This window comes from Streptomyces sp. NBC_00663, assembly GCF_036226885.1.
In the GTDB taxonomy this organism is placed as follows: domain Bacteria; phylum Actinomycetota; class Actinomycetes; order Streptomycetales; family Streptomycetaceae; genus Streptomyces.
The window spans coordinates 4,107,725-4,132,645 of record NZ_CP109027.1 but is presented as its reverse complement, the minus strand read 5'-3'; the positions used below and the strand labels follow the sequence as shown (position 1 = coordinate 4,132,645).

At 70.5% G+C, this 24,921-nt stretch carries 27 protein-coding genes and 1 pseudogene; 18 read left to right on the top strand and 10 right to left on the bottom strand.

Translation table 11 applies throughout. The features are described 5' to 3' along the window. Positions 1–81: 81 nt before the first annotated feature. The gene (locus tag OG866_RS18755; protein ID WP_329336145.1) at positions 82–678 is read right to left on the bottom strand and encodes a TetR/AcrR family transcriptional regulator; all 597 of its coding nucleotides are present in this window, start codon (positions 676–678) and stop codon (positions 82–84) included. 87 nt (positions 679–765) lie between these two features. On the opposite strand from OG866_RS18755, the gene OG866_RS18750 reads away from it, so the two are divergent. Together OG866_RS18750 and OG866_RS18745 are read left to right on the top strand one after the other, a co-directional pair. Continuing rightward, positions 766–1,491 carry an LppU/SCO3897 family protein gene (locus tag OG866_RS18750; protein ID WP_329336143.1) on the top strand — a complete coding sequence of 242 codons (726 nt, stop codon included), beginning with the start codon at positions 766–768 and terminating at the stop codon, positions 1,489–1,491. Continuing rightward, positions 1,488–3,230: a protein kinase domain-containing protein gene (locus OG866_RS18745; protein ID WP_329336141.1), complete on the top strand. Its 1,743-nt coding sequence runs from the start codon at positions 1,488–1,490 to the stop codon at positions 3,228–3,230. Before OG866_RS18750 ends, OG866_RS18745 begins: the two co-directional genes overlap by 4 nt. Here OG866_RS18745 and OG866_RS18740 read toward each other — a convergent pair. Beyond that, positions 3,227–4,207, bottom strand: coding sequence for a quinone oxidoreductase family protein (locus OG866_RS18740; RefSeq protein ID WP_329336139.1), 981 nt, complete (start codon positions 4,205–4,207; stop codon positions 3,227–3,229). The two genes, OG866_RS18745 and OG866_RS18740, sit on opposite strands and share 4 nt — an antisense overlap. Positions 4,208–4,311: 104 nt before the next feature. Here OG866_RS18740 and OG866_RS18735 point away from each other — a divergent pair, with 104 nt between their 5' ends. Both OG866_RS18735 and OG866_RS18730 read left to right on the top strand, forming a co-directional pair. Further along, positions 4,312–4,638 (top strand): ArsR/SmtB family transcription factor, encoded by a 327-nt coding sequence (locus OG866_RS18735; RefSeq protein WP_329336136.1) that lies wholly within the window; start codon positions 4,312–4,314, stop codon positions 4,636–4,638. 46 nt (positions 4,639–4,684) lie between these two features. After that, a complete protein-coding gene (locus tag OG866_RS18730) occupies positions 4,685–5,281 on the top strand; it encodes a hypothetical protein (RefSeq protein ID WP_329336134.1) in 597 nt (198 codons plus the stop codon). Here OG866_RS18730 and OG866_RS18725 read toward each other — a convergent pair. Beyond that, the gene (locus OG866_RS18725; RefSeq protein ID WP_329336132.1) at positions 5,263–6,663 is read right to left on the bottom strand and encodes a purine-cytosine permease family protein; all 1,401 of its coding nucleotides are present in this window, start codon (positions 6,661–6,663) and stop codon (positions 5,263–5,265) included. The two genes, OG866_RS18730 and OG866_RS18725, sit on opposite strands and share 19 nt — an antisense overlap. A gap of 217 nt (positions 6,664–6,880) precedes the next feature. Between OG866_RS18725 and OG866_RS18720 the strand changes: the two genes are divergently transcribed. After that, positions 6,881–7,831 carry a DMT family transporter gene (locus OG866_RS18720; protein WP_443063647.1) on the top strand — a complete coding sequence of 317 codons (951 nt, stop codon included), beginning with the start codon at positions 6,881–6,883 and terminating at the stop codon, positions 7,829–7,831. Here the strand turns inward: OG866_RS18720 and OG866_RS18715 are convergent. Beyond that, positions 7,728–8,612, bottom strand: a complete 885-nt coding sequence (locus OG866_RS18715) for a LysR family transcriptional regulator (RefSeq protein ID WP_329336131.1) — start codon at positions 8,610–8,612, stop codon at positions 7,728–7,730. The genes OG866_RS18720 and OG866_RS18715 overlap by 104 nt on opposite strands. Then, positions 8,612–8,992 (bottom strand): PLD nuclease N-terminal domain-containing protein, encoded by a 381-nt coding sequence (locus OG866_RS18710; RefSeq protein WP_329336129.1) that lies wholly within the window; start codon positions 8,990–8,992, stop codon positions 8,612–8,614. The genes OG866_RS18715 and OG866_RS18710 overlap by 1 nt, the downstream gene beginning before the upstream one ends. An 89-nt stretch (positions 8,993–9,081) precedes the next feature. Here OG866_RS18710 and OG866_RS18705 point away from each other — a divergent pair, with 89 nt between their 5' ends. The 10 genes from OG866_RS18705 to OG866_RS18660 all read left to right on the top strand — a co-directional run bounded on the left by OG866_RS18705 (position 9,082) and on the right by OG866_RS18660 (position 16,847). Continuing rightward, complete coding sequence (locus OG866_RS18705; RefSeq protein ID WP_329336127.1) at positions 9,082–10,539, top strand: menaquinone biosynthesis decarboxylase; 1,458 nt, start codon at positions 9,082–9,084, stop codon at positions 10,537–10,539. After that, positions 10,536–11,438 carry a menaquinone biosynthesis prenyltransferase MqnP gene (gene mqnP / locus OG866_RS18700; protein ID WP_329336125.1) on the top strand — a complete coding sequence of 301 codons (903 nt, stop codon included), beginning with the start codon at positions 10,536–10,538 and terminating at the stop codon, positions 11,436–11,438. The genes OG866_RS18705 and mqnP overlap by 4 nt, the downstream gene beginning before the upstream one ends. 135 nt (positions 11,439–11,573) lie before the next feature. Continuing rightward, positions 11,574–12,230 carry a UbiX family flavin prenyltransferase gene (locus OG866_RS18695; RefSeq protein ID WP_329336123.1) on the top strand — a complete coding sequence of 219 codons (657 nt, stop codon included), beginning with the start codon at positions 11,574–11,576 and terminating at the stop codon, positions 12,228–12,230. Positions 12,231–12,309: 79 nt separating this feature from the next. Next, positions 12,310–12,765 carry an Lrp/AsnC family transcriptional regulator gene (locus OG866_RS18690; protein WP_079306730.1) on the top strand — a complete coding sequence of 152 codons (456 nt, stop codon included), beginning with the start codon at positions 12,310–12,312 and terminating at the stop codon, positions 12,763–12,765. 42 nt (positions 12,766–12,807) lie between these two features. Beyond that, positions 12,808–13,971 (top strand): aminofutalosine synthase MqnE, encoded by a 1,164-nt coding sequence (gene mqnE / locus OG866_RS18685; RefSeq protein ID WP_329336119.1) that lies wholly within the window; start codon positions 12,808–12,810, stop codon positions 13,969–13,971. Positions 13,972–14,050: 79 nt separating this feature from the next. Beyond that, positions 14,051–14,698: a UdgX family uracil-DNA binding protein gene (locus OG866_RS18680; protein WP_329336117.1), complete on the top strand. Its 648-nt coding sequence runs from the start codon at positions 14,051–14,053 to the stop codon at positions 14,696–14,698. Between the two features lie 28 nt (positions 14,699–14,726). Then, entirely contained in the window at positions 14,727–15,248 is a 522-nt protein-coding gene (locus OG866_RS18675; protein ID WP_329336115.1) for a GNAT family N-acetyltransferase, read from the top strand. Between the two features lie 115 nt (positions 15,249–15,363). Next, entirely contained in the window at positions 15,364–15,675 is a 312-nt protein-coding gene (locus tag OG866_RS18670) for a DUF4229 domain-containing protein (RefSeq protein WP_329336113.1), read from the top strand. 91 nt (positions 15,676–15,766) lie between these two features. Beyond that, a complete protein-coding gene (locus OG866_RS18665; RefSeq protein ID WP_329336111.1) occupies positions 15,767–16,423 on the top strand; it encodes a TetR/AcrR family transcriptional regulator in 657 nt (218 codons plus the stop codon). 70 nt (positions 16,424–16,493) lie between these two features. After that, the gene (locus OG866_RS18660; RefSeq protein ID WP_329336109.1) at positions 16,494–16,847 is read left to right on the top strand and encodes a hypothetical protein; all 354 of its coding nucleotides are present in this window, start codon (positions 16,494–16,496) and stop codon (positions 16,845–16,847) included. Here the strand turns inward: OG866_RS18660 and OG866_RS18655 are convergent. Beyond that, positions 16,831–17,697, bottom strand: coding sequence for a MaoC family dehydratase (locus OG866_RS18655; protein ID WP_329336107.1), 867 nt, complete (start codon positions 17,695–17,697; stop codon positions 16,831–16,833). The two genes, OG866_RS18660 and OG866_RS18655, sit on opposite strands and share 17 nt — an antisense overlap. Next, the gene (locus tag OG866_RS18650) at positions 17,697–18,962 is read right to left on the bottom strand and encodes a 3-oxoacyl-ACP reductase (RefSeq protein ID WP_329336105.1); all 1,266 of its coding nucleotides are present in this window, start codon (positions 18,960–18,962) and stop codon (positions 17,697–17,699) included. Before OG866_RS18650 ends, OG866_RS18655 begins: the two co-directional genes overlap by 1 nt. Before the next feature lie 103 nt (positions 18,963–19,065). Here OG866_RS18650 and OG866_RS18645 point away from each other — a divergent pair, with 103 nt between their 5' ends. Together OG866_RS18645 and OG866_RS18640 are read left to right on the top strand one after the other, a co-directional pair. Continuing rightward, on the top strand, positions 19,066–20,349 hold the full coding sequence (locus OG866_RS18645) for an acetyl-CoA C-acetyltransferase (RefSeq protein ID WP_329336103.1): 1,284 nt from the start codon (positions 19,066–19,068) through the stop codon (positions 20,347–20,349). Positions 20,350–20,615: 266 nt separating this feature from the next. After that, positions 20,616–22,535, top strand: a complete 1,920-nt coding sequence (locus OG866_RS18640; RefSeq protein ID WP_329336100.1) for an AMP-dependent synthetase/ligase — start codon at positions 20,616–20,618, stop codon at positions 22,533–22,535. A gap of 9 nt (positions 22,536–22,544) precedes the next feature. On the opposite strand, the pseudogene OG866_RS18635 reads toward OG866_RS18640, so the two are convergent. The 3 genes and pseudogenes from OG866_RS18635 to OG866_RS18625 form a co-directional block, all read right to left on the bottom strand. After that, a pseudogene (locus OG866_RS18635) lies at positions 22,545–23,299 on the bottom strand (PIG-L deacetylase family protein). A 14-nt stretch (positions 23,300–23,313) separates the two neighbouring features. Further along, positions 23,314–23,493 (bottom strand): DUF397 domain-containing protein, encoded by a 180-nt coding sequence (locus OG866_RS18630; RefSeq protein WP_329336098.1) that lies wholly within the window; start codon positions 23,491–23,493, stop codon positions 23,314–23,316. Next, on the bottom strand, positions 23,490–24,344 hold the full coding sequence (locus OG866_RS18625) for a helix-turn-helix domain-containing protein (protein WP_329336096.1): 855 nt from the start codon (positions 24,342–24,344) through the stop codon (positions 23,490–23,492). The genes OG866_RS18630 and OG866_RS18625 overlap by 4 nt, the downstream gene beginning before the upstream one ends. Before the next feature lie 117 nt (positions 24,345–24,461). On the opposite strand from OG866_RS18625, the gene OG866_RS18620 reads away from it, so the two are divergent. Continuing rightward, positions 24,462–24,917, top strand: coding sequence for an ATP-binding protein (locus OG866_RS18620; protein ID WP_329336094.1), 456 nt, complete (start codon positions 24,462–24,464; stop codon positions 24,915–24,917). Positions 24,918–24,921 lie beyond the last annotated feature (4 nt).

Genomic DNA, 24,921 nt, shown 5'->3' with positions numbered 1-24,921 from the left:
CATGGTCATGCAAACCCCCGAATAGCTTCTCGGGAGTGGTCCCTGTCACGTCCCCCGTCGCGTCCTCCGTCACGTCCCCCGTCACTCTCCCGCCACTGACCTCCAGATACGTTCCGGCAAGATCCGCGTCGCCTCGTCCAGGTCCACGTCGTCGATGCCGGACAGCCAGCGCCTCGCCACCCCGATCACCGGCCCCAGCACCAGCGACTCGATCAGCCCGAGCGGCAGCGGTGCCAGCTCTCCCGACTTCACCCGCGGCTCGATCCACAGCGCGAACGGCGAGAGGCGTGCCTCCTGGGCGTCGCGCACCTCCTTGCCGTGCGCCATGCCGCGCCGGTCGGCGAGCGGGGAGTGCAGCAGCAGGGCCGCGTCACGGTGCTCCCGAATGAACGCCAGATACGTCAGGACGAGCGCCCGGATGCCCGAGCGGGCGGTACGGGTCTGCTGCAAGGCCGTCGCCAGCTCGCCCAGCAGCCGGCCCAGGCAGCGGTGCATCAACGCGTCCGTCAGTCCGTTGATGCTGCCGAAGTGGTGGTAGAGGCTGCCGAGGCTGACGCCGCTGGCCTTGGTGATCGCGGTGACGGTCAGGCCCTGCTCGCCCGACTCCGCGTACACCCGCAGAGCGGCGTCGAGGAGCTGCTCGACCGTGGCCTCGCCGCGTTGTTGCTTGGGGCTCATCGCGGCCAGAGTAGAACACGTGCTTTCTGAAGTGAATTTCTAGAAAAGATCTCCAATACGGCCGCGCGGTGCTCCACACTCGTCCCTGTGTCACAACAGGAGACCTCCATTTCGCTGACGCCGCAGCAGGCCGCTGTCGGCGCCGTCGTCACCGTGCAGCTGCCGACGGGCGCGGTCCGCGTCCGGGTGCCTCCCGCCCGGGACGGCGACCTCGTACGGCTGTGGGTCGGCCAGCAGGAGGTGCTGCTGCGCGTCCGCGTCACCGCGGGTGCGCCGGGCGGGACCGGCGGGGCGAAGTGGGTGGGGGTCCTCGCGGTCGTGGCCCTGGTGGTGTTCGTGGCTGTCGTCGCCAACAGGGGAGACGACGACAGCACGGACGACGCCTCGCCGTACAGCTCGTCCTACAGCTCGCCGACGTACTCGTACTCGGGGACGGACGACCCGTACACGGACGACCCGTACACGGACGACCCGTACTCCGAGGACCCCTACGAGTCGGAGGACCCCTACACGGACGACCCGTACGCCGAGGAGACCGAGGCCCCCGACCCCTACACCTCCGGCACCTGTCTCAACGGCACGCTCCCCGACTCCACCACCGCGCAGGAGGTCGACGACGTCGAGGAGGTCGACTGCTCGGCGTCGGACGCGCACTACAAGGTGATCCAGACGATCCCCTTCAGCTCCGACATGAGCCAGTGCAACGCCAACCCGCGCACGGAGTACGCCTTCTCGTACCGCTACACGATGAACGGGACGGCCATCAACGAGTACGTGTACTGCCTCGTCGGCCTGGGGGCATACGCCCGGTGAGTGAAGAGAACAACGACATCGTGGAGCCGCTCACCGACGACGACCCACGGGTCATCGGACCGATCCCGCTCGTCGGGCGGCTCGGCGCCGGAGGCATGGGCCGGGTCTATCTCGGCGTCCACGAGGGCCGGTACGCCGCCGTCAAGCAGGTCCTGCCCTCGATCGTCGGCGAGGACAAGAAGTTCCTGCGCCGCTTCGGCCAGGAGCTGGACAACCTGGCGTCCCTGCCGGCCGGCGCCACCACCCCGCTGCTCGCGAGCGACGCCACCGCCCAGCCGCCCTGGTTCGCCACCGCGTACGTCCCCGGTCTCACCCTCGGCGAGGCCCTCGACGCGAACGGCGGCCCTCTGCCCGCCGAGTCCCTGTGGCTGCTGCTCCGGGAGACGGTGAAGGGGCTGGCGGCCGTGCACGCGCTGGACATGGTCCACCGGGACCTCAAGCCGTCCAACGTCATGCTGACCCTCGACGGCCTCACCCTCATCGACTTCGGTGTGGCCCGCGCGGCCGAGCAGAGCCAGCTCACCAGCACCGGCCTCGTGGTCGGCACCCCCGCCTACATGTCGCCCGAACAGGCCTCCGGGGCACGGAGGCTGACCGGCGCCGTCGACATCTTCGCCCTCGGCTCGGTCGTCGCGTACGCGGCGTGCGGGCGGCCGCCCTTCGGCGAGGAGTCCGGGCACGGGGTGCTGTACCGGATCGTGCACGAGCAGCCGGACCTGGCTCCGCTGCGCGCACTGGACCCGGAGCTCGCCGAGGTCGTCGCCCTCTGCCTCGACAAGGACCCGGAGGGACGGCCGACGGCGGCGGAGCTGCTGCGGCAGTTCGAGGGCGTGGCCGTGGCCGCGTCGTGGCCTGCGCCCGTCGCCGAGCGGCTGGCGGAGCGGGCGGCGTTCGCCGAACGGGTGCCGGGGGCCGACGAGTTGCCCGCGCCGGTACGCACCCCGACCTTGCCCGACGTCCCGCCCGCCGCCACCCCGGCTGTTCCGGAGCGGCGCGAGCGTCGCCGGCGTACCCGCGTCGCGCTCGCCGTCGTACCGGTGGTCGTGGTGGTGACCGGTACGACCCTCGCCTTCCAGAACCTGCCGTACACGTTCGCACCGCAGGACGAGGCCCAGGCCACCCCGTCGGTCACCGTCTCGTCCGCGGCCACCCCGTCCCCGTCGGTGTCCGCGTCCGAGGGGAGCCCTACGGGCAAGCCGTCGCCGTCGGCTCGTAAGTCGAAGGCGTCGGACCGAGGGGAGAAGGGCTCGGGATCCCAGGCTCAGGACGGCTCGGGAGACTCCAACAGCGGGAGCGGTTCCGGTAGTTCCGGCAGTTCCGGCAGTTCCGGCACAACGAACGACACCGACGACTCGTCCTCCTCCTCCTCCGGTTCGTCCTCCTCCTCCGGTTCGTCCTCCTCCGGTTCGTCCTCGTCCGGTTCGTCCACCGGCTCCCCGCCGCCGAACCTGACGAGCTACCGGCTCGACTACGTCAACTCCTGCGTCGGAGCCTGCGACATGCCGATCAAGGTGAGCTGGTCGGCGGTCTCCCGCGCGACCCGCTACGACATCCACTACACCAACAAGGGCAGCAACTTCACCAAGAAGAACGTCGACACCGTCTACTCCACCGGCGGCACCAGCTACACGATCACCGGCCCGTACTCGGGCGACGAGGTCTGCGTCACGGTGCGCGCGGCCAACAAGTACGGCGCCTCCGCCTGGGCGGAGACCTGGTGCGACACGGTGGCCTACTAGGCGCCCTGTCCGGCCACCCGCAGCAGCAGCTTGCCCGTGCTCGTCCGCGCGCCCATCAGACGGTGGGCCTCCGCGGCCTCCTCCAGGGCGAACTCGGCGGTGACCGGGAGGGTCACGGTCCCGTCGGCGACCTTCGCGAACGCCCGCTCGGCCAGCGTCCGCAGCTCGGCGGGGGCCGTCTGGGCCAGGGTGAGGATGGAGAAGCCGCCGACCGTGACGCCGTACGGATACAGCTCGGGCTGGCCCACGCTCCACGCCGCCGCCCCGCTCGCGTTGCCGAAGGAGACCAGGCGGCCGAAGACGGCGAGGGAGGCGAGGCCGGAGCGCAGGGTGTCGCCGCCGACCGGGTCGAGGACGAGGTCGACCCCGCGTCCGCCCGTCGCCTCCCGCACCGGTGCCTCGAAGCCGCCGACGAAGACCTCGTCGTACCCGTACTCGCGCGCGTACGCGGCCTTCGCGGCGCTCGACACCACGCCGTACACCGTGCCGCCGGCCGCCTTCGCCAGCTGTCCGACCACCGTGCCGATGCCGCCCGCCGCGCCCTGCACCAGGACGGTCTCGCCGGCCTTGAGCCTGCCCACCGCGTGGACGAGGGCGTACGCCGTCGGCAGGACGGTGGGGAGGGTGGCGGCGGTGCGCAGGTCGACGCCGGAGGGGACCGGGAAGACGGTCGCCGTGTCCGCGACGACCACGTCGGCGTAGGCGCCGCCCTCGGTCAGCGCGGTGACCTCCTGGCCGACGGCCAGCCCGGTGACCCCGGCGCCGACGGCCCGGATCCGGCCGGAGACCTCCAGGCCGGGGACGTACGGCAGCCGCGGCACCCGGTAGCCCGACTCCCGCGCCTTGAGGTCGGCGAAGTTGATCCCGGCGTACGCCACGTCGACGCTCACCTGCCCGGGGCCCGGCTCGGGGACCTCCGCTTCGACGGCCTTGAGGACCTCGGGACCGCCGTACTCCTGGAACTCGATCGCGCGCATGCCACACACCCCGTTCTGGACCGCTCAGACTGTTCAACGAAAAGCGAACACTCGTGACTGTATGGTTTTCATCGAACACTCGCAAGCGCCATCGGGAGGACAGCATGGCCGCCGGTACCAGTCATCGGGCCGCCCCCGAGCACACCCACCCGGACGACGTCCCGGTCCTCACCGCGCTCGCCGCCCTCGCCGACCCCGTACGGGCCCAGCTGGTACGGGAGTTGGCCGCCTCCGACGACTGGTCGCGCAGCTGCGGCACCTTCGACGTGCCCGTCGGCAAGGCGGCCAAGAGCCATCACTTCGCGGTCCTGCGCGCCGCCGGGCTGGTCGAGCAGCGCGACGAGGGGCCCAAGCGGGTCAACCGGCTGCGGCGGGAGGAGTTCGACGCCCGCTTCCCGGGGCTGCTGGAGCTGGTACTGCGGGGCGACTGAGCTGAACCCCGCTGAACCTCTTCGCCCGCTCCCGCGTCACAGTCGCATGAGGAACCGCAGCTGGATCGTGGCGGCCGTGGCCACCGCCGGTGTGGTGGTGGGGGCGGCCCTGTACATCGACGCGTCGGAGAACGGGCACGCGGACGTCGAGGTCGAGGCGACCGTCCCGCCCTCGCCGCCCGCCGAGGACTGGTGCGTCGGCACCCGCGCCGCGTCATTGGGCGGTGACACACCGCTGGAGCGCACCCTCGGCCGCATCGACAAGCTGGCCGCGGGCGAGTACGCCGACGTCTACACCGGCATGGGCGTCGACGAGGACGCCAACGCCGCCGACGTCTGGCGCATCCCCGGCCACGACTTCGACACGGCCGTCTGCGACGCCGCCGAGGAGGGCGTGAAGCTGCGGCTGCACCCCGCCGACGTCGACCGCAGGACCCTCGACGCCCTCGCCGAGCGGATCGGCGAGGACATGAGGCGCTGGGACGGCACCTTCCAGCTGCGTGAGGTCGGGGTCGACGAGCGGGGGTTCGTGCGGGTGGGCGTGGACGATCCCGGGACGGCCGCACCCCTCGTCGAGAAGGCGTTCGGCGCCCGGTACATCAGGGTGGAGTACGTCGACCAGGCCTACGCGGCGGAGGACTGAGCCGGCTTGGCGGCCTTGCGCAGGGCGGCGTACAGCCCCGCGCTCACCGCGAACCCGACCAGGCAGGTGATGTCCCCGAAGGACGGCCACCGCTCCGGCACCCACCCCACGTACTTCTCCTGGTTGGAGAAGAGCGGCACCGACACCGCGATGCCCGCCAACAGGGCTGCCACTCCGGGCCAGTTGGAGAACCGCCGGTCGCCCAGCCGCCCCGCCAGTTCCGGCACCGGCGTCCGCGCCCGCAGCCACCGCTCCACCAGCACCACGCCCAGCCACGGCCCCACCCAGTAGGCGATCACCAGCAGGAACGCCTCGTACGCGTGCCCGGCGTCCGCCAGCGACGCCCACGCCGCCCCCGTACCGGCGAGCCCGCACAGCACGACGATCGCGCTCCGCCCCAGCCAGGCGGGCAGCTTCAGCCCGAGCGACGTGATCGACATCGCCGACGAGTAGACGTTGAGCGCGTTCGCCGACACCGCGCCCAGGATGATCGCCAGCAGCACCAAGTCACTCAGCCAGCCCGGGAGATGGCCGGTGAAGGCGCCCGTCGGGGTCGCGTTCTCCGGTGCCACGATCGTCGCCGAGGCCGCGCCGATGACCGACACCACCGCGATGGACACGAACAGGCCCACCGCCGGATACACGGCCGTCCGCAACCGGCCGGCCGTACGCGGGAGATAGCGCGAGTAGTCCGACGCCCCCGGGTTCCAGCCCGCCGCGTACCCCCAGGCCGTGCTGAACGCCAGCAGGAAGCCGCCGATGCCGCCGCCCGCGCCGGCTCCCAGGTCACCGGCCTCCTTGAAGGTCCACACCCCGGCCAGCAGGAAGATCACCGCCAGTGCCGGGAACGCGTACTTCTCGAAGGCGTGGACGAAGTTGTGGCCGATGAAGCCGATCACGATCTCGGCCGCGACCACGATCAACAGGGAGGGGAGAGGCCGCAGGTCTGTCAGCGTGTTGAGGGCGAAAGCCGCGCTCACGCTGTTCACCGCGAACCAACCCACCCCCGCCACCAAGGCGTTGACCCCGGACGGGAGCAGGTTGCCGCGGTATCCGAAGGCGAACCGGCCGATCGCCATCTGCGGGACGCCGAAGCGCGGCCCGTCCAGCGACAGCACGCCGTGCGTCACCGCGCCCAGGCCCGTGCCCAGCAGCAGTGCCGCCGTCGCCTCCCAGAAGCTCAGCCCGAAGAACAGCACCGAGATCACGCCGATGTACACCGTCGCGAACTCGATGTTGGGGGACGCCCAGGTCCACAGCAGTTGGAGCGGGCTACCGTGGCGCTCGGCGTCGGGGATCGGCTCCGAGCCGGCCGTCTCGACGGCGATGACCTTGTCGCCGTACGCGGGGGCGGCCGTGCCGGCCGTGGTGGCAGTCGTCATGCGAGGTAAGTGTCCGGCCCCGACGGCCCGCCCGGCAGGGGCGCATTGTCCGCATCGGACGGCCCACCGGCGTACAACCTGCACGCACCGGCCGGCGTCCGGCCCGCACCCATCGGCGGGGCCGATGGGCCCATCGGCAGGACGCCCCACTGGCGCGTGGACCTGCGCCGATGCCCGCTCCTACGGTCAGGACATGACTTCCGACATGACTTCCGACATGACTTCCGAGCGCAAGGGCATCGCGCAACTCGCGACCGCCATGATCCTCTCCGGCACCCTCGGCGTCTTCGTCGTCGAGTCGGGCGCCTCCCCCTTCGACGTCGTCTTCTTCCGCGTCGTCTTCGGCGCCCTGGCGCTGGGCGGTTACGTGCTGGCCCGCGGCTGGCTCCGCGACCACGGCTTCACCCCGCGCACCCTCGGACTCGCCGTCCTGGGCGGCGTGTTCATCGTCTTCAACTGGGTGTTCCTCTTCGAGGCGTACGAGAACACCTCGATCTCCGTCGCCACGGTCGTCTACCACACCCAGCCGTTCTACGTGGTGCTGCTGGGCGCGCTCCTCTTCCGGGAGCGGCTCACCGCCGCCAAGGCGGGCTGGATCGGCCTGGCCTTCGCGGGACTGATCCTCGTATCAGGCGTCACACCAGGGGACTTCACCGGCGGCGGCTCCTATCTGCTGGGCGTCGGCCAGGCGTTGCTCGCCGCGCTCCTCTATGGTCTGTCCACCCTCGTCACCAAGCGCATCACCGGCGTCCGGCCGCATCTCATCGCGCTGGTCCAAGTCCTCGTCGGGATCCCGCTGTTGCTCCCCTTCGCCGACTTCGGCGCGATGAGCGGCACGAGCGCGGGCGGCTGGGGCTGGCTGGTCGGACTCGGGTTCATCCACACCGGGCTGATGTACGTCCTGATGTACGCCGCCTACGCCCGGCTGCCGCTCTCGAAGATCGCCGTCCTGGCCTTCGTCTACCCGGCCGTCGCGATGGGCATGGACTGGGCGGTGTACGGCCACCACATCGGCCTCGTGCAGGCGCTGGGCGTCCCGCTGATCGTGCTGGCGAGCCTCAAGGTCACCCTTGCTCGGACACCAGCTTCCGCGCCTGCTCCAGAAACAGCCGGGCATGCGCCGGCAGCCGTTTCCCGGACCGCCACGCGAGCTGCGTCCGGAGTGTGAACGGCGGTTCCCAGTCCAGTCGTACGAGGGAGCCCTCCGCGAGTTCGGCGGCGACCGTGATCTCCGGCAGCAGCGCGATGCCGAGACCGGCCGCCGTCGCGCGTTTGGTGGCCTCGATCGTGCCGAACTCCATGAAGTCGGCCGGTCCGCCGAGCGAGTTGAGCTCCCGCTCGAACAAGTCACGGTAGGCACAGCCGGGTTCGGTGGCCAGCAGGGGCCGGCCCAGGAGGTCGGCGGTCGTCAACTTCCGCCCCTTGAGCGCGTGTTCCGGCGCCGCCACCAGCGCCAGCGGCTCCACCGCCAGCACCTCGCTCTCCAGGCCCGGATGCGCCGTCTCCGCCTCCATCAGGAAGCCCACGTCGTACGTGCCCTGCCGCAGCGCCTGCCGGGTCTCGTCACCGAGGGTCGTGCGCAGCGACAGCCGTACCTTCGGATAGCGGTGGTGGAAGAACTCCAGGAGCGGGGACAGCCGGTACGAGGTCAGTGACTCCATGGTGCCCACGGCGAGCGTGCCCGAGGGCTCCTCGGTCCCGGCGACGGCCGCCCGCGCCTCCTCGCTCAGCTCGATGATCCGGCGGGCGTACGGCAGCAGCCGCTCCCCGGCCTCCGTCAGCCGGATCCGGCTGCCCAGCCGGTCGAAGAGCTGGGCGCCGAGGGAGTCCTCCAGGGCACGGATCTGGCTGGTGACACTGGACTGGGCGTAGCTCAGCTCGGCGGCGGCCCGGGTGAAGCTGAGCACGGTCGCGACCTTCTCGAAGGTGACCAGCAGCCGCAGCTCCATCAGGCGTCCTTGGGGTCCTCGCCCTGTTCCTTCTTGCGGAGTTCTTCCTCGCGGCGACGGAGGTCGGCCTCCCAGTCCTTCAGGAGGGCCTCGTCCTTCTTGTTGTCCTCGGCGAGGGACTTGAGGAACTCGGGATTGTCGTCCGGGGCGACGAACCGGGCTCCGCCCGTCGGCGCGCCGCCCGCCGTGGCGGGCCCCCGCTGCTTGCCGGCCACCAGCCAGGCGACCGGGCCGACCAGGACCTCGCCGAAGAGCAGCACGATGATCACCCAGACCACCTTCGGCAGCCCCTTGACCTGCTCCTCGGGGGTGTTCAGACAGTCGATGAAGGCGTAGATCCACAGCGCCAGGACCAGCAGGAAGGGCAGATACCTGAGCATGAGTGGTGCGTTCCCCCAGGAGATGGTGGCGGGGCGTGGGACGGCCCCGGTGACGGGGCCAGGGTAGCCGGTACCGGATACTGGAACGCATGGCTTACGACGATCTTCGCTCGCTGCTCAGGGCCCTGGAACGCGAGGGCGACCTCAAGCGCGTCAAGGCCGAGGTCGACCCGTATCTGGAGGTCGGGGAGATCGTCGACCGGGTCAACAAGGCAGGCGGCCCCGCGCTTCTCTTCGAGAACGTGAAGGGCTCCTCGATGCCCCTCGCGATGAACGTCTTCGGGACCGACCGGCGGCTGCTGAAGTCGCTGGGGCTGAAGTCGTACGAGGACATCTCCGACAAGATCGGCGGGCTGCTGCGTCCCGAGCTGCCGCACGGCTTCGTGGGTGTGCGGGAGGCCTTCGGCAAGCTCGGCGCGATGACGCACGTACCGCCGAAGAAGGTGAAGTCGGGGGACGCGCCCGTGCAGGAGGTCGTCCTCACCGGTGACGACGTCGACCTCGACCAGCTCCCGGCGCTGTTCACCTGGCCGCAGGACGGCGGTTCCTTCTTCAACCTGGGCCTGACCCACACCAAGGACCCCGAGAGCGGCATCCGCAACCTCGGTCTGTACCGCCTCCAGCGCCACGACAAGCGCACGATCGGCATGCACTGGCAGATCCACAAGGACAGCCGGAACCACTACCAGGTGGCGGCCCGCCGGGGTGAACGCCTCCCGGTCGCGATCGCCTTCGGCTGTCCGCCGGCCGTGACGTACGCGTCGACCGCCCCGCTCCCCGGTGACATCGACGAGTACCTGTTCGCCGGGTTCATCGCCGGCAAGCGGATCGAGATGGTCGACTGCAAGACCGTGCCGCTCCAGGTGCCGGCGCAGGCCGAGGTCGTCATCGAGGGCTGGCTGGAGCCGGGAGAGATGCTGCCGGAAGGGCCCTTCGGCGACCACACGGGCTTCTACACCCCGCAGGAACCCTTCCCCGCGCTGACGATCGACTGCGTGACGATGCGCAAGCGGCCGCTGCTTCAGTCGATCGTCGTAGGACGGCCCCCGACAGAGGACGGACCGCTGGGCCGGGCGACGGAGCGCTTCTTCCTCCCCCTGCTGAAGATCATCGTGCCGGACATCCTGGACTACCACCTGCCCGAAGCGGGCGGCTTCCACAACTGCGCGATCATCTCGATCGACAAGAAGTACCCCAAGCACGCCCAAAAGGTGATGCACGCTGTGTGGGGCGCCCACATGATGTCCCTGACGAAGCTGATCGTGGTCGTCGACTCGGACTGCGATGTCCACGACCTCCACGAGGTGGCGTGGCGGGCCCTCGGCAACACGGACTACGCGCGCGACCTGTCGGTCGTCGAAGGACCGGTCGACCATCTCGACCACGCCTCCTACCAGCAGTTCTGGGGTGGCAAGGCGGGGATCGACGCGACGAGGAAGTGGCCCGAGGAGGGCTACACGCGCGACGGCGGCTGGCCCGACATGGTGGTGTCGGACCCGGAGACGGCGGCGAAGGTGGACCGCCGGTGGAAGGAATACGGACTGTGAGTTCAGCGTCTGCCGCGATCCCCCAGCCGGGACGCACCAAGGCCTTCCTCCGACTGGTCATGATCGAGCACTCGGTGTTCGCGCTGCCCTTCGCGTACATCGCGGCGCTCACCGCGATGTTCGAGTGGGACAAGAACATCCACTGGGGCCGGCTGCTGCTGGTCACCATCTGCATGGTCGGCCTGCGCACCTTCGCCATGGCGGTCAACCGGATCATCGACCGCGAGATCGACGCCCGGAACCCGCGCACGGCCCAGCGTGAGCTGGTGACCGGCGCGATGTCGGTCAGGCACGCGTGGACGGGCGCGCTGGTCGCGGTGGTGATCTTCCTGGGCTCGGCGGCCCTGCTGAACCCGCTGTGCCTGGCCCTCGCCCCGGTCGCCGTCATCCCGATGGTCGTCTACCCCTACGGCAAACGGTTCACGAACTACCCCCAGGCCATCCTCGGCCTCGCCCAGGCGATGGGCCCGGTCGGCGGCTGGCTCGCCATCACCGGCGAGTGGTCCTGGGACGCAGTGCTCCTCGGCCTCGCCGTCGGCATCTGGATCGGCGGCTTCGACCTGATCTACGCCTGCCAGGACGTCGAGACCGACCGCGAGATCGGCGTCCTGTCGGTCCCGGCCCGCTTCGGCATCCCGGCCGCGATCTGGGGAGCGCGGGTCTGCCACTTCCTGACCATGTCCCTCCTCGTCTGGTACGCCGTGGCCACGGACGCCGGCGGGTTCTTCTGGGTGGGTCTGATGATCGTCGCGGGAGCCTTCGTCTACGAGCACAACATCGTCCGCCCGCATGACCTGACCCGCCTGAACAGGGCGTTCTTCAGCGTCAACGGCTTCATCGGGATCGCCCTGTTCGTGTGCGCGCTGCTGGATCTGCTGGTCCGGGGCCTGACCGTGTAGCTCGGATGCGGCTCGGATGCGGCTCGGACAGCCATGGCGGGGCCTCCCCGTCGACCCCGAAGCGCCCCACCGGTCCTGAAGTCTCCCTGACCCGCCGGTAGGCTCGGGAGGGTGAACGCAGGAGAAACGCAGCGCGTGCCTTGGATCGTGGGGGTGTCCGGAGCTTCCGGGACGCCGTACGCGGCTGCGGTGCTGCGGGCGCTGCTGGAGGCGGGGGAGGACGTCGACCTGGTCGTCAGCAGGGCCTCGCGGCTGACGCTGCTGGACGAGACCCAGATCGCTTTCCGGGACGCGCACTGGCAGGACGACCTGCGGGAATGGCTGGCCAGGGGGGCCGACGGAAAGCCGGGGACCTTCGACGCCGACATCGCGCGCGTGCGGTACTGGAACGCCGGTGACCTCGCGGCCGGGCCGTCCTCGGGGTCGTATCCCAGCAAGGGCATGCTGATCGTGCCGGCCTCCACCGCCTGCGTCGCGGGAGTGGCCCTCGGGCTCTCCAAGGACCTGCTCCAGCGTGCCGCGAGCGTGACCCTCAAGGAGCGCCGCACGCTCGTCGTCGCCGTACGGGAGACCCCCTTGAACGGCCAGACGCTGCGGCACCTCGTCGCCCTCGACGACCACGGCGCGACCGTCGTACCGGCGTCGCCCGCCTTCTACGCCGGGGCCACCCACATCCAGGACCTCGTCGACTTCGTCGCCGGACGGGTCCTCGACGCGGCCGGGGTCGAGCACCGGCTGTACCGGCGGTGGAAGGGCGAACTCGGCGGCGGGTCCGGAACCCGCACGACGTAGGCGCCATCTGAGCAAGTCGCAGTACCTCTCATCACTTCGGGAACTTTCGGGATCCTCTTCAGCGGAAGGCTTCGATCGCATGGACGCGGTGGACAGGCAGCTCATCCAGGCCCTGAGGGAGAACGGCCGGGCCTCCTACGCGGAGCTGGGCCGCCTCGTCGGTCTGTCGGGACCCAGCGTCACCGACCGCATCAACCGGCTGGAGGCGGCCGGTGTCATCACCGGCTACCGCGCCACCGTCGACGCCGCCTCGCTCGGCCTCGGCGTCACCGCCCTCATCGGCATCTCCCTCTCCGACGCCGCCGACCACGAGGACGTGGCCCGCCGGATGAAGGACCTGCCGGAGATCGAGGACTGCTGGTTCATCGCGGGCGACGACTCGTTCATGCTCAAGGTGCGGGCGAGCGACGTCGACGGCCTGGAGAAGATCATCCGGCGGCTGTCCGGGACCAAGGGTGTCTCCCGGACCCGTACCACCATCGTGCTCTCCACCAAGTGGGAGAACCGGGTCGGAGAGCTTCCGGAAGAGGCGTAGGCGTACGGTTTATCCGCAGTCGGTCTGAGAGAGGTGTCACGCATGGACGTCGGGCTCAAGCGCGAGCTGGAGCAGAAGGTCAGGGCCGGTGAGCGGCTGACCCGCGAGGACGGCATCGCGCTGTACGAGTCGGACGACCTGGCCTGGCTGGGCGGGCTCGCGCACGAGGTGCGCACGCGCAAGAACGGTGACGTGGTCCATTTCAACGTCAACCGGCACCTCAACATGACCAACGTGTGCACGGCCTCCTGCGCCTACTGCTCCTTCCAGCGCAAGCCGGGGGAGAAAGACGCGTACACGATGCGCATTGAGGAGGCGGTGAAGCTCGCCAAGGCGATGGAGGGCGAGAACCTCACCGAGCTGCACATCGTCAACGGCCTGCACCCGAATCTCCCGTGGCGCTACTACCCGCGCTCCCTGCGCGAGCTGAAGGCCGCCCTGCCGAACGTCTCCCTGAAGGCCTTCACGGCGACGGAGATCCACCACTTCGAGACGATCAGCGGGCTGACGGCGTCCGAGATCCTCGACGAGCTCATCGACGCGGGCCTCGAGTCCCTGACCGGCGGTGGCGCCGAGATCTTCGACTGGGAGGTCCGGCAGCACATCGTGGACCACAGGACCCACTGGGAGGACTGGTCCCGCATCCACCGGCTGGCGCACGAGAAGGGTCTGAAGACCCCGGCCACCATGCTCTACGGCCACATCGAGGAGCACCGCCACCGTGTCGACCACGTGCTGCGGCTGCGGGAGCTCCAGGACGAGACCGGCGGCTTCCAGGTCTTCATCCCACTGCGCTACCAGCACGACTTCGTCGACATGAAGGACGGGAAGGTACGCAACCGGCTCCAGGCCCGTACCCAGATGGCGACCGGTGCGGAGGCGCTGAAGACCTTCGCGGTCTCGCGGCTGCTCTTCGACAACGTTCCGCACGTCAAGGTCTTCTGGGTCATGCACGGCGTCCAGACCGCGCAGCTGGCGTTGCTGCACGGCGCCGATGACATGGACGGCTCGGTCGTCGAGTACAAGATCACCCACGACGCGGACAACTTCGGTACGCCGAACAAGCTGACGCGGGACGATCTGCTGGACCTGATCCGGGACGCGGGGTTCCGGCCGGTGGAGCGGAACACTCGGTACGAGGTGATTCGGGAGTACGAGGGGCCTGACGCGGGGCGTCGGGAGTCGCCTCAGCCGATGAGGGTGTGACCTCGCCCTTTTTTGTCTGCGGGTGGGTGGGGGCTGGTCGCGCAGTTCCCCGCGCCCCTCAGGTGGGTACTCGGGGCGCATGATCACGAAGGCGCCCGAGGATCTGTACACCGCAGAGCCCTTTGTTCCTGACCGGGGCGGGCTCCCTGCGCTCCGTCGCGCCGCCGCCGACTGCCGGGGTTGCCCGCTGCACCGGGACGCCACCCAGACTGTCTTCGGTGAGGGTGTGGCGTCCGCGCGCGTGATGCTCGTGGGTGAGCAGCCCGGTGATCAGGAGGACCGGCAAGGGAAACCCTTTGTCGGGCCCGCCGGGAAGCTGCTCGACCGGGCCCTTGCCGAAGCCGGGATCGATCCGGCGGAGGCGTATGTCACCAACGCCGTGAAGCACTTCAAGTTCACCCGGGCCGAGCCGCGTAAGCGGCGGATCCACAAGGCGCCCAGTCTGCGGGAGATGACCGCGTGCGGGCCCTGGCTGGCGGCGGAACTGGCGGTCGTGGAGCCGGAGTTGATCGTCGTTCTCGGTGCCACCGCGGGCAAGGCGCTGCTCGGGTCGTCGTTCCGGGTGACGGAGGTGCGGGGGACCGTGCTGGAGAAGGAGATCCACGGGAGGGCCGAGCGGCTGGTGCCGACCGTGCATCCGTCCGCCGTGCTGAGGTCGGACGACCGGGAGGCGGCGTACCGGGGACTCGTGGCCGATCTGGGGGTGGCCGCCCGGGCCCTGGGGTGAACGGGGGCCCTGCCTAGACTCGGGGATCATGGACCTGACGTACCGCCTCGACCCCGAGGTCACCCCCACCCTGCTCGACCAGCTGACCCGCCTGTGGGTGGACGTGAACAACGCGGGTGGGGCGGTCGGGTTCGTCGGGACGACGACGTACGAGGACGTACGGCCGGACGTGGACCGGTACGCGGAGTCGACCGCGGCGGGGCGGCATCGGCTGCTTGCGGGCTTCGATGCGGAGGGCGGGCTGCGGGCCACCGCCTTCTTCGGGTTCAACGCGCACCGCCTCCAGAGCCACTACGCCTGGCTCTACACGGTCATGGTCGACCCGGCGCTGCAGGGCGGCGGGCACGGGCGGGCTCTGCTGGCGGCGGTGGAGGAGCACGCGCGATCTCTCGGCCTGGAAGCGCTGAAGCTGACCTGCCGGGGTGGGCTCGGGCTTGAGCGGTTCTACGCGTCCGCCGGGTACAAGGAGGTCGGCCGGGTGCCGGGCGGGCTGCGGGTCTCGGCGGAGGACTATCGCGACGACATCATGATGTGGCTGCCGCTGTTCTGAGGAGCTCGGTGACCTGAGGCCCCCTGCAAGATCGGGGAGGGGGCGTGCTTCACTGGAAGGTGCCCTTTGGGAATGTTCAGGGGAACTTTCAGCCGGAACGGAAGAGTGGATTGAGATGCTCCGCTACACACTGATGCGCCTCGGGATCTTCGTGGGCTGCCTCGTGGTCGTCTGGGGCCTCGTCTACTCCGGCGTCGCCCCGCGCGGCCTCGGCGACTCCAACGGCATGTGGATCGTCCTCCTCTCCCTGCTGATCTCGGCCCCGATCAGCTTCGTCGTCCTGCGCAAGGAGCGTGACCGCGCCTCCATCCAGGTCGCCGAGCGCGTCGACCGCATGAAGTCCAACCTGGACGCCAACCGCAACCAGGAGGACGGCGCGGACGACGCGGCGCGAGCACAGGGCGACCAGGCACCGCAGGCTTCCTGAGCCGCTTCGGCTCTCGCGGCCCGTCCTCGCTGTCTCGCTTGGGCGGGGCGCTGAGGGAAGTTTCTGTGAAATCCGCCCGTAGGCTTGCCCCATGGGTGCCGTGAGGAGCAAGCGGATGCCGCGGGCGGTGCGGGAGCAGCAGATGCTGGACGCTGCCGTGCGGACCTTCGGGCAGCGGGGGTACATGGCCGCGTCGATGGATGAGATCGCCGAACTGGCGGGCGTGTCCAAGCCGTTGGTGTACCTGTATCTGAACTCGAAGGAAGACCTCTTCACCGCCTGCATCCGCCGCGAGGCCGACGCGCTCACCGCGGCGATCAGGGTCGGCGTGCGCACCGATCTGCCCGCCGACCGGCAGCTCTGGGACGGGCTGCTGGCGTTCTTCACCCACACCGGGGGCAACCCCGACGGCTGGTCCGTGCTGCATTTGCAGGCCCGGATCCACGGTGAGGCGTTCGTCGCCGAGGTCACGGCGATGCGGGAGGAGATCGTCGCGTTCGTGACGCAGCTGATCGTGGTCGCGGCCCGGGAGGCGCACCGCGATCCGGATCTGCCCGAACGGGAGGTCGCCGGGCTGGCGGAGGCGCTGGTGGGGGCCGCAGAGTCACTTGCCGCGTGGGCCAACGCGACGCCGGGTGTCACGGCACGGCAGGCCGCGGCCACCCTCATGAACTTCGCCTGGGCCGGGCTGGGGAACCTCATGGAGGGGCGGCCCTGGTCGCCGCCCGTGGTCGCCGCCGAGGCATGACAGTTGTCATGAGGGATGCCGGACGCCGGACACTGGGGGAGGGGAAGGCTCCGGCCGTACCTTCGTCCCCATGACGAAGAGCAACGGGGAACAGCAGCCGCGGAAGACCGACATCAAGGTGAGCCTGATCGGCGGTCACCGTCTCCAGGGCGCGACGCTCCATGAGCGCACCCTCACCGCCTCCCTCATCGGCGGCGCCGACATCGACCTCACGGACGTCGACATCCCGGACGGCGCCGAACTGCGTATCACCAAGCTGAGCCTGATCGGGGGCGTGAGCCTCAGGGTCCGGCCCGAGGTGCGGGTGGAGGTGCACGGCATCCGGCTGGGCGGGGTGCGGGACGACGGCCCGGCCGCGCCCGGTGGGCCGACCGTCCGCATCGACGCCTGGGGGCTCATCGGCGGGGTCAACGTCCGTCGGTGACCCGGTCGTTCACCACGCCGGTGACATGGACCCGGTCCCCGCCGCGCAGTTCGAAGCGGTCGCCCTCCGCCCCGTACGTCACCGTCCCCGGCAGCAGCACCGGTGCCCTGAACTCCGCCCGCACCTCACCCACGTGCGGGGTGCCGTGCGCGGCGAGGCAGCGGGCGACCGTCCACATGCCGTGGGCGATGGAGCGCGGGAAGCCGAAGAGGCGGGCGGTGAGCGGGTGGAGGTGGATGGGGTTGCGGTCGCCGGACGCGGCGGCGTACCGGCGGCCGATGTCACCGGCCAGCCGCCACTCGGCGAGCGGGGGCAGCGGCGCCTGCCCGACGCGCTCGGCCGCCGGCTCGGACGCGGTCGCGGTCGCGGTCGTGGTGCGGTGCCGTGCCAGGTAGGTGCTGTGCGACTCCCATACGACGTCCTCGCCGACCCGCACCTCCGTGACGACCGTCGCCTCCGTGCCGCGCCGGTGCGGTGCCAACTCGGCGACGTACACCGTGAGTTCGTACGCCCCGGTCGCGGGCAGCGGCCCGTGCCGGGTGATCCCGATCGACGTGTGGACCAGGCCGAGGAGCGGCAGCGGGAACTCCCGGGCGCTCATCAGCCGCATCGCCAGCGGGAAGCCGAGTACATGCGGATACGTCACCGGCAGCGCGTCGTCGCCCGTGGCGAACCCGCACACCCTCTCGTACGCCGCCAGCCGAGCCAGATCGACGCGCAGGGCGGGCAGGACAAGGCGAGTGCGGGGAAAGTCGGCGTCCGGGCGGGGCCGCTTGAAGAGGGACAGCAGCGCGCCCCGGGCGAGCAGTGGGGCGAGCGCGGGGGAGCGGCGCAGGGTGACGTCCGTCATCACGCCCCCAGCAGGCTCTGGCCGCAGACCCGTACGACCTGCCCGTTCACCGCACCCGACGCCGGGTGCGCGAGCCAGGCCGTCGTCTCGGCCACGTCGACCGGAAGGCCGCCCTGGGCAAGGGAGTTCATCCGGCGGCCCGCCTCACGGATGAGGAGCGGCACCGCGGCCGTCATCTTCGTCTCGATGAACCCGGGGGCCACGGCGTTGACCGTCACCCCGTGCTCGGCGAGCGCGCGCGGCGCGAGGGAGCGCACCAGGCCGGCCACACCCGCCTTGCTGGCCCCGTAGTTGGTCTGCCCGGCGTTCCCGGCGAGCCCCGCGATGGAAGCGGTGGCGACGATCCGGCCGTTCTCCTTGATCGCCTTGGCGGCGAACAGTGCGTCCGTGGTGCGCAGTACGCTCGCGAGATTGACGTCGAGGACCGAACTCCACAGGTCGGCAGGCATGTTGACGAGCCGACGGTCCCGGGTGATCCCGGCGTTGTGGACCAACACGTCGATGCCGTCGGGGAGTTCCGCGGCGACGCGCTCGCCCGCGTCGGCCGCGGTGATGTCGAGCGCGAGGGCGCTGCCACCGAGTCGACGCGCGAGCTCCCGCGCCTTGGCCTCGGCCTGCGGTACGTCCAGTACGACGACATGGGCCCCGTCCCTGGCCAGCGTCTCGGCGACGGCCGCGCCGATCCCGCGTGCGGCGCCCGTGACGAGGGCGGTGCGACCGGCGAGGGGCAGGTCCGGGTCGACGGTGACCGCTGCCGTTGCGGCGCCCACCTCGATCACCTGCCCGCTCACATAGGCCGACTTGGGCGAGAGCAGGAAGCGCAGGGTGGACTCGGCGGCGGCCCGGTCGGTGAGCCGTACGAGATTGACGGTCCTGCCCCGGCCGATCTCCTTGCCGAGCGAGCGCGTGAAGCCCTCCAGGGCCTGCTGGGCGGCGGCCTGGTGGTGGTCGGCGGGGTCGAGGGGGGCGCCGAGGACGACGATCCGGCCGCTCGCGGCGACGGACCGGACGACGGGGTGCAGGGCCGCGTGGACGCCGGCGAGGCCGTCGACGTCCTGTACGCCGGTGGCGTCGAGGACGACGGCGGAGGGGTGCTCCACAGCTGTGGGCGCCGGCTTGCCCGCGGTGAGGTGGAGGACCTCGCCTTGGAGAGAGGTTCTCTCGGGTGACCAGCGGATGAGTTCCGCCGGTTGCGGCAGGCCCAGTCGGCGGGTCAGGAAACGGCCGGGCGCGGTGCCGGTGAAGCGCAGATAGCGGTCGGCCATGGCCGTCTCCCCACTCGGTGCTCTCTTGCTGACTCTGGAGTAAGGTTACCGGAGGTAATCCTATGTCACACACGCCTATGTCACGCATGAGGAGCAGGTCGAGATGAGCCTTCTTCGGGCACCCGTGACGCGCCGGGTCGCGATCGTCGGCGGCAGCCGCGTCCCCTTCGCCCGCTCCGACGGCCCGTACGCCACCGCCTCCAACCAGGAGATGCTGACGGCGGTGGTGGACGGCCTCGTGACCCGCTTCGGCCTCGAACAGCCGGGCGCGGTCGGCGAGTTCGTCGCCGGTGCCGTGCTCAAGCACGCCCGCGACTTCAACCTGGCCCGCGAGACGGTCCTCGGCTCGAAGCTGGCGCCGACGACCCCGGCGTACGACATCCAGCAGGCCTGCGGCACCGGGCTCCAGGCGGTCATCGCCGCCGCCAACAAGATCGCCCTCGGCCAGAGCGAGTCCGCGATCGCGGGCGGCGCGGACACCACGAGCGACGCGCCCCTCGGCGTCAACGACGACCTGCGGCGCATCCTGCTGGAGGCCCGCAGGGCGAAGTCCCTCGGGGGCCGCCTCAAGGCGCTCGCCCGCGTCCGCCCCGGCCACCTCGTCCCCGACATCCCGCGCAACGCCGAGCCCCGCACCGGTCTGTCGATGGGCGAGCACGCGGCCGTCACCGCACACGCCTGGGGTGTCTCGCGCGAGGCCCAGGACGAGCTGGCGGCGACGAGTCACCAGCGGCTGGCGGCGGCGTACGAACGCGACTTCTTCCAGGACCTGGTGGTGCCGTTCCGGGGTCTGGACCGGGACCAGAACCTGCGCCCGGGCTCGACGGTGGAGAAACTGGCCGCACTGAAACCGGTGTTCGGCGTCGACGGACCCGACCCGACCATGACGGCGGGGAATTCGACGCCCCTCACCGACGGCGCGGCGGTCGTCCTGCTGGCCTCGGAGGAGTGGGCGGAGCAGCGCGGTCTGCAACCGCTGGCGTATCTGACGGTGTACGAGACGGCGGCCGTGGACTTCGTCGCCGGGGACCCCGCCGAGGAGGGCCTGCTGATGGCCCCGGCGCACGCCGTGCCGCGCATGCTGGAGCGGGCCGGGCTCGGGATGGACGACTTCGACCTCGTCGAGGTGCACGAGGCGTTCGCGTCCCAGGTGCTGGCGACGCTGGCGGCCTGGGAGAAGGCGGGGCTGGCCCCGGTGGACCGGGCCCGCCTGAACGTGGCCGGTTCGTCCCTCGCCACCGGGCATCCCTTCGCCGCGACCGGCGCGCGGATCGTGGCGACGCTGGCCAAGTTGCTGGCGGAGCGCGGGGGTTCGGGGCGCGGGCTGATCTCGGTGTGCGCGGCGGGCGGGCAGGGGGTGACGGCGGTGCTGGAACGGCCGAAGTAAGGGCCGTAGTAAGGGCCGTTTCCCGGCATTGGTTCACGCATAGCTGACAAACGCTCACTTTGCGCCAGATGTTGCACAGACCCGGCCCGAGAGGCTCCCTGAACCCTCACAAGCTCGCCACCTGCGCCTCCTAGGATCGCCGGGTCCCCCACGACCCCTAACCGCCGGTAACCCCACAAGTCGCACTCGCCGGTGAACGTCCGGGTACGCCCGGTGCGTACCTATGCAGCAGAGCGGTATCCAGCTGCGCGCCCCAGGAGCTGCCCATGTCGTCGTCCCTGCCCTATGCCGCTGCCACCGACTACGACGGCGCGCCCGTGCTCGTGGCACCGGAGATACGCCGGCTGGACGGCGAGGTCCGGGAGGTCGCGGTCCCGCCGGTCGTGCCGCCGGTGACGCACGGCTCCCTGGCCGACCTGCCGTTCGAGAACGCGGAGGCGGCCCCCGGGGACCGGGTCCTCAGTCGGCGTACGCCGGACGGGGCTTGGTCGGACGTGACGGCGGCCGACTTCGCCGCACAGGTGCTGGCACTGGCGAAGGGCCTGATAGCGGAGGGCCTTGTGCCCGGCGACCGTATCGCCGTCATGGCCCGCACGATCTACGAGTGGACCCTCCTCGACTTCGCCGCCTGGGCGGCCGGCCTGGTCACGGTCCCCATCTACCCCACCTCCTCCGTCTTCCAGACCCGCTGGATCCTCCAGGACTCGGGCGCGGTGGCCCTGGTGACGGAGACGGTGTCCCAAGCCTCCGCCCTCGGCCCGGAGTTGAACCGCCTGCCCGACCTGCGCCACCTGTGGGTCATCGAGAAGGGCCACGTCGACCGCCTGGCGGAGCTCGGCACCCAGGTCCCCGACGCCGAAGTCGACGTGCGCCGGGGCATGTTGGGCCCCGACACCCTCGCCACCGTCATCTACACCTCCGGCACCACCGGCCGCCCCAAGGGCTGCGCGATCTCGCACGGCAACTTCCTCGCCGAGGTCGACAACGCGATCGAGATCCTCCACCCGGTCTTCAAGTCCCGCTCGGACGAGGAACTGGCGACCCTCCTCTTCCTCCCCATGTCCCATGTCTTCGGCCGCATGGTGGCGGTGGCGTGTATCAGGGCCCGGGTCCGCCTGGGCCACGCGCCGAGCCTGAAGTCGCAGGACCTGTTGGCGGACATGGCCAGCTTCCGCCCGACGTTCCTCCTCGTCATCCCCTACATGCTGGAGAAGGTCTTCAACAACGCGCGCGCCAAGGCGGAGAGCGGCGGCCGGGTCTCGGCCTTCGACCGCGCGGCGAACGTGGCGATCCGCTACGGCGAGGCGCTGGAGGCGAAGGCGGCGGGCACGGGCGGAGGCCCGAGTACGGCCCTGAAGGCCGCCCGCACCTTCTACGACCCCCTGGTCTACCGCCGTATCCGCAACGCCATGGGCGGCCGGGTCCGCCACATCATCTCCGGCGGCTCACCGCTCGGCCGCAACATCGCCGCGTTCTTCGCCGGGGCGGGCATGGAGATCTACGAGGGCTACGGCCTGACGGAGTCGACGGGCGCGGCGACGGTGACGCCTCCGCTGAAGTCCCGTCTGGGCACGGTCGGTTGGCCCCTCCCCGGCATGAAGGTCCGCATCGCGGCGGACGGCGAGATCCTCCTCGCGGGCGGCCCGGTGTTCCGCGGCTACTGGGACCCGAACGCGGGCGGTGTCACTCCGGCGTCGACGGACGGCTGGTTCGCCACGGGCGACATCGGCAGCCTGGACGACGAGGGCTACTTGACGATCACCGGCAGAAAGAAGGAGCTCCTGATCACGGCGGGCGGCAAGACCGTCGCCCCAGCCCCCCTGGAGAACTGGCTGCGCCAGCACCCCCTGATCTCCCAGTGCATGGTGGTGGGCGACCGCCGCCCCTATGTCGCGGCGTTGATCACCCTCGACATGGAGGGCATCACCCACTGGCGCCAGATGAACGGCAAGCACCCGGTCCCGGCCGAACTTCTGGCGGGCGACGACGAGTTGCGGGCCATCATGCAGCGCGCGGTGGACGAGGCGAACAAGCTGGTCTCCCGCCCGGAATCCATCCGCCGCTTCGAGGTCCTGCCCCGGGACTTCACGGAGGCGGAGGGACATCTGACACCGTCGATGAAGCTGCGGAGGGAGACGGTGATGAAGGAGTTCGCTCGGGAGATCGAGGGGTTGTACGAGCGCTGAGGGCGGGGTTCACAACGTCGGCCGGGGCGGCGCGGGGCTTGCGGCGCCGTGGCCGACGTACCACTCCGTGGACATCAGCCGGGCCCGCTCAGCGAACGGCAACGCGGCGAGCCGCCCGGGCAGGGCGCCGCGTACGACCTCGTTACGGTGGGCGGCGATGGCGCGGAGCTTCGTATCGATCCAAGGGCTTACGTCGATGGCGGCCGCGATCCATTCGTCGGGGACGCTGTACCAGGCCCGCCCCGGCCGCATAAGCTGCCCGCCCAGCTCACGGGCGGCGGAGTCGGGGTGGGTGGCGAGGTAGAGGGCCGTGGGCTGCCAGGGCCGCCGGCCTCGGGGTAGAGGTGCGGCCAGTTGGCTGCCTGGACCGCGAGGGCGGTCACCCGGTGGGTGTGGATGTGGTCGGGATGCCCGGTGAGCCCGCCGTAGGCGTCATGAGTGACGACGAAATCGGGCCGGAACTCCCGGATATGCGCGACGAGTTCCCCTACGACGGCGTCGAGAGGCGCGTCGCAGAGGCGCGGGCGGCCGGCCGCCGACTCCGGCACGCGCGCATCGGCGTACCCCAGCATCCGTGGCTTCCCGGCGCCGAGGATGCGCAGCGCATCCGCCAGCTCACCGGCACGGTGGGTGTCTTCGCCCCAGGTCGCGGTGACCACGGCGGTGCGTGCACCGGAGGCGGCGTGCTGGGCGAGGACGCCACCGGCGGAGAGGGACTCGTCGTCGGGGTGGGCGAGGACGGCGAGGAGGCTGGGGAGGGGCACGGCGGCCCCAACGGTCACTTGAAAACGCCGATGAAGGCAGCCCAGGTGGAAGGGGCCAGCGTGAGGTGCGGGGCCTCGGGGGTTTTGGAGTCGCGGAGGTGGATGGTGTGGGGGCAGGTGGCGATTTCGAGGCATTCGCCGCCCTCGCCGTCGCTGTAGCTGGACTTGAACCAGGTGAGCTGCTCGTTGTTCATAGCTCCTCCAGCTTCTGCTCGATCAACTTCCGGGAATCCGAGGGGGAGAGCGCCATCGCCCGCATGATTCCATAGCGGTCCGCGATCTTCCGGACCTCCTCCGGATCGGTGATCAACCGGGGATACCCCTGAGCCTCGGTGTAAGCCACCTGTCCATGCCCCTTGGGCACCAGCAGGTTGAACCCGCTTCCAGGGTTGGGGTGTTCCTCAACCGCCGTCGGCATCACCTGGATCTCGACGTTCTGCATCTGCCCCACGCTCAGCAGGCGACGCAGCTGGTCCGCGTGCACGCGCTGCCCGCCGATAGGCCGGTCCAGCACAACCTCTTCGAGGACATAGCTCACGATCGGCGCTGGCCGACGCTCGAAGACCTGCTGTCGTGAGAGCCGGTCCGCGACCCGCCTCTCGATCGTCTCCTCGTCGAGAAACGGCCGCCGCTTCGCGAAGACGACGTGTGCGTGATCCTCGGTCTGCAAGAGCCCGGGGACGCCGTTGTTGGCGTAGAAATGCAGCTCAACCGCCTCCGCCTCCAACCCCGCGTAATCCCGGTACCACTCCGGATGCCGAGTCCGAGCCTTCGTCATCGCCGACTCGACCTCCGGGATCACCTCCAGCAACAACCCACCGGCGCCGAGTACTTCATCCGCCTTGATGAGCACCTCGGGCCGCAGCGTCCGCACCCCGCGCTCCATGGCCGAGACAGCGTCTGGTCCGTATCCCACCAGTTCCCCGAACTCTTTCTGCGTCAGCCCCTTCCGCTCGCGCAGGAACCTCAGCATCTTGCCGAGCGCGACGAACAACCCGGTCGTCCCCTCCACCTCCGCAGGCGTCTCCGCCCTCCGCTCGCTCACCCACCTCACCCCTCCCACCCGACAAGCCGTACACCCAACCCACCGCACCCGTACAACTACCCACCGTCGCCGAGTCGCACCTGGCCAGCGTAAAGACAACCCACCACGCTCAGTCACGTGAACACCGAAATCTCCACCCGCCTCAGCGCCACGCCTCGCGGCGCCCGCCTGGCCCGACGCCTGACCGCGCACCAGCTGGACACCTGGGGCCACCCCTACGACAGCGAGGTCAACCACACCGCCCAACAGGTCGTCGCCGAACTCGCCGCCAACGCCGTCACCCATGGCAGAGTCCCCGGCCGCGACTTCGAACTCCGCCTCAGGCTCACTCCCGAGGACACGGTCCGTATCGAGGTGAGCGACGCCCGCCACGACCGCCGACTCCGTTACGTCACCGACCCGGACGCCACCAACGGCCGCGGCCTGATCCTCGTATCACTGCTCGCGCAGGCCTGGGGCGTCACGGAGCGCACTGTCGGCAAGACCGTCTGGGCCGAACTCCCCCTCAAGGAACCCGGGTCACCTGCCACAACCATCACCCGCCGCCGTGAGTCTCCCAGCCACCAGACTTAGATCA